Annotated in this window: 3 protein-coding genes; all 3 read right to left on the minus strand. The window is 44.1% G+C overall.

All coding sequences use genetic code 11. The annotated features are described in order from the left end of the window. Positions 1 to 2,107 (minus strand): glycoside hydrolase family 2 protein (locus HP456_RS20740; protein WP_172254652.1); only part of this gene is annotated, 2,107 nt, incomplete at its 3' end. Between the two features lie 22 nt (positions 2,108 to 2,129). Further along, the gene (locus tag HP456_RS20745) at positions 2,130 to 3,680 is read right to left on the minus strand and encodes a response regulator transcription factor (protein WP_172254654.1); all 1,551 of its coding nucleotides are present in this window, start codon (positions 3,678 to 3,680) and stop codon (positions 2,130 to 2,132) included. Further along, a partial coding sequence (locus HP456_RS20750) for a sensor histidine kinase (protein ID WP_376766244.1) occupies positions 3,655 to 4,113 on the minus strand: 459 nt, incomplete at its 5' end. The genes HP456_RS20750 and HP456_RS20745, both read right to left, overlap by 26 nt.

A 4,113-nucleotide genomic window follows, 5' to 3' on the forward strand; every position in this document is an offset into this window, starting at 1 on the left:
AGAGCTTTTCACCGGAAAAGGTCAGGACCTCGATCTTCAGTGTATCCTTTAATGCCTGCATGCGGTCATTCACCACCCAGACTTTAAGCGGTTTGCCTGGATCATGATCTAAGGAAGCTGCCACGGGATCAAAGAATTTTTTTGCATAATAAAAGGAAGCTTTAGGCAGGAGTTCATAGTCGATCATCGACCAGCTGGTTCCTGGCCAGCAGTCATTCAGCTGCCAGATAAGCGCTCCGCTCGTAAACGGTTTTCTGCGTCTGTAATGTTCAATTCCATATTTCAACCCTTCTGCCTGGGTCAGCATGGAGTACATCATATAGTCTTCAATCGTCTTCGGAACACCGGTGAACCCTTCCATCAGGAGAATCCCTTTTTCGTGAAAATGATCTTTATTCCGATAGCTCATTTCATCGCTTTTCCAATAAAATTCACCTTCGGGGATGTACTTCGACAACGTGTAGCGGTTGGACGAGGCATGCATGCCGAATTCACTGGAGAACAGAGTCAGATCCTGTTTATAATTCTTGAAAGACACTCCTTCGAGTGTCATATTCTGAATCACCGGATCTCCCATTTTTCGAGGTTCCACATTTCCGTGCCAGACGACCCAATTATGCCGGTCACCGACCTCAGCGGCATCATGATCACTGTCTCCATGGGTGCCGTAAGGAGAACTCGGCCAGTATAGGCGTGAAGGGTCCAGTTCTTCCAGCAGTCCCGGGATCAATTCATGATAGATTTTTTCTCCGTAAAATGGTGTCGTGATTTCGCCGTCGGAACTCTTTCTGTCATAAATCCAATCAATCTCATTATTTCCGCACCAGATGGCAAGGGATGCGTGGTTCCGCAGTCTTTTGATCACCTTGGCGACCTCATCCCGCACATTGTCCATGAAATGTTTGTTATAGTCCGGGTAAAGAGCATTGGCAAACATAAAATCCTGCCACACCAGCATGCCTTGCCGGTCACATTCTTCATAGAAGACGTCTTTCTCGTAGATTCCGCCGCCCCATACCCTCATCATGTTCATATGGGAGTCTTTCGCGAGCCTGAGCAGTTTTTTATAGCGGTCATCTTCTGCAGCACCAATAAAGCTGTGAACCGGAATCCAGTTTGCCCCTTTTGCAAAAATCCGTACACCATTCAGCTTAAAAGAAAATAGATGTTCACCGTTCTCATGCTTTTGCTCAACCTTCACTTCACGGATGCCGAATGACTGACGTTGTTCATCCAGGACCCTGTTCTCCTGATCTTTCAACCTGACTTGAAGGTCATATAGATGCGGTTCACCCAAATCATGTGTCCACCATAATTTCGGATCCGGCACTTCCACTTCTGTTTTAACAGTCCCGCCGGCAACAGCGGCTGATGCAGAAAATTCTTCGTCTCCGGAACGCATGATCACCTCACATGACAGCGGCTCCCGGACTCCATATTTCCTCTCTACATCCGCTTCTACTGAAACAACGGCATGGCCGTTTGTGATTACTGATGTGCAGGTAAAAACGTCCTTTAGTTTTGCCTTTGTACGTTTCTTCAAGTGGACATCTTTCCAGATGCCTGTCGTGACCAGTCTCGGCCCCCAATCCCAGCCGAAATTCATAGCAGCTTTCCGCGTCCAGATTCTCTCCTTACCGTAGCTGCACCAGTAATCCCGCTCTTTTTGTCCCACATGTATAGAAAGAGGATCGAATTTCACAGCCAGCGTGTTTTTCCCTTTTTTTATTACACTCGTTACGTCAAAAACATGTTCGACCAGCATATTCGCTGATCCACCTATCTCAATCCCGTTGAGAAAAATGGCGGCATATGTATCCAGCCCCCCGAAAAGAAGTTCGATATAATCCTGTTCATCACACTCTTCACCCCAGGTAAAGGTCGTTCTGTACCACCAATCTTTTTCTTCCACCCAGCTGCATTTCAGGTCATTATGGCCAATGAACGGATCCTCTATCACATTTTTAGCAATCAAGGTGGAATGAACGTCACCTGGTACACTTGCTGTCATCCAAAAATGATCAATGAAATGTGGAGCCGATAGTTCAAGCGGGTTATGCTTCCCGGGTTCGAACCAGTTTAATTTCCATTCGGTTTGTAATTTCATAACACATATCCTTCCTGTTCTGTTAGTAAAGACTGCTTCCGGAAATTTCAGTGTGTGCGATGATTTTCCGAAAGTGTGTAGGAGTGCATCCAGTCGTTTTCTTAAAGATTTGAACAAAGTATTTATAATCCTTGTAGCCAACGATTTCAGCTATTTCAAACACGCGGTATGGTGTTTCTTTTAACAGGATTTTCGCATTGCCGATCCTGACTTCATGTAAATAGTCGTTAAAATGCTTTCCTGTGCCCTGTTTGATCAGTTGGCTGAAATAATTCGGTGATACATTTATTACATTGGCAATCTCAGCAGCTTTAAGGTCACTTGAATAATGATCCTGTATATAGGTAACCGCTTTCTTCATGAGCCAGTTCGGTCCTTTGCATGCTGCGTTCTGCTTGATAGAGTGATAGTCCATCAGATTTTTTTCAAATAAGCTCCTGAGGCCTTGATAGGAGTTGTATATCGTCAAGTTGAGATCGGGGTTCAAGCGGGTCGGCCGGGCTGAATCTAATTCGGCAAAAAGTTCTTCCTCCACTTCCAACAGGGATGAAAGTACTTCTTCAAGACTCCACTTGTTCTCCTCGACAAACCTGAAAATCTTCTCGGTGATCCTATGAATGCCGGTCGCATCGCTTTCCTTCAATTGCTTCACCAGGGTCAAAACAGGCTCTGGAAACTCCTTATCCATGGTCCTTTCTGATACTCGATCAGCTTCAAACATTTTTTGGTTTATGTGAGGATGGGCATTCATCCCGTTAATCAACGCTTTATAATGGTCTCCTGCCTTTTCTGGATCGCTGAAGGAACCGGAGGCACATAAGAAACATTCTGCGCCAAGCTTTTCTTCAACATGTTGGACTATCTGTGTGTACTTTGCTGCGTCCAATTGAACATCTTCATTTCCTTCACAGCATACAATCAGCCTGTTTTCATCGATAAAGAAAGAGACACTGGACACCTTATTTTGATTGAGCTCTTTCTCCACCAGATTCTTCCACCTTATTTTAAACTGGTGCTGTTCGTCTTCAGGCAAAGGAACAACTACATCAAAGTAATCTTTCAATTCACTCCCCAGTAATTGATACTGAACATCCCTATCACTCATCAACTTCAATTTATCTAACTCAAGGTTATGACCTAATACAGCTGAAGACAGAATATGGTTTAATACTTCATCTGCATCTTTCTTCTTCTTTTTCATTGTTTCCTCATGAGTCACGGAGACAAGTTTCATCAGTTCATCAATATCCACAGGTTTAAGAAGATAATCCTTCACCCCAAGCCTCATGGCCCGTTTCGCATATTCAAACTCATCATATCCGCTGATCAGAACCATTCGGACATCAGGAAGATGAATAGAGATATATTCTGCCAATTGAAGTCCGTCCATCAATGGCATTTTTACATCGGACAGAACCAGGTCGACCTCATGTGATTCCATCAACTCGATTGCTTCTTCTCCATCGCTTGCTTCTCCGACGACTTCGGCACCAAGCTCACGCCAGGGGACTGTTTGTATTAATCCCTGGCAGATGATGGGTTCGTCGTCAACGATCAGAACTTTTAGAGTCATTCGAATCACCTTCGCTTTTCGCTTCTTGAATCTCACTCATGTCTGTAATAAATGGATGCTTTATCCTGATCCATGCTCCCCGAGAGTACATATCTTCAATTGAAATATCAGCTTTATCCCCGAATGCCATCGCTAATCTGTCTTTAATATTCTGTAGCGCATAACCATTCTGTATGTGAGTCTGAATATTGCTGTCAGGAAACCCTTTACCATTGTCAATGACGTCGATCACCAGGGATCCATCAAGTTTAAAGCATCTTATATAAATTTTACGAAGCGTTCTGACGTTCTCAAATCCATGCTGAAGACTATTTTCAATAAGAGGCTGAATGGTTTGCTTCAACACAACAGCATCAAGAATTCCATCTTCCCAATAGACCGTATAATCTAGTTTATCTCCCAATCTCCTTTGTTGGAGATCCAGGTAACTCCG

Origin of the sequence: Bacillus haikouensis, from assembly GCF_013179555.1 — a bacterium.
Taxonomy (GTDB): Bacteria; Bacillota; Bacilli; order Bacillales; family Bacillaceae_B; genus Rossellomorea; species Rossellomorea haikouensis_A.

Excerpts from the sequence above, each read along its gene's own strand:
- HP456_RS20745 (WP_172254654.1), bottom strand. The coding sequence starts at position 3,680 with ATGACTCTAAAAGTTCTGATCGTTGACGACGAACCCATCATCTGCCAG.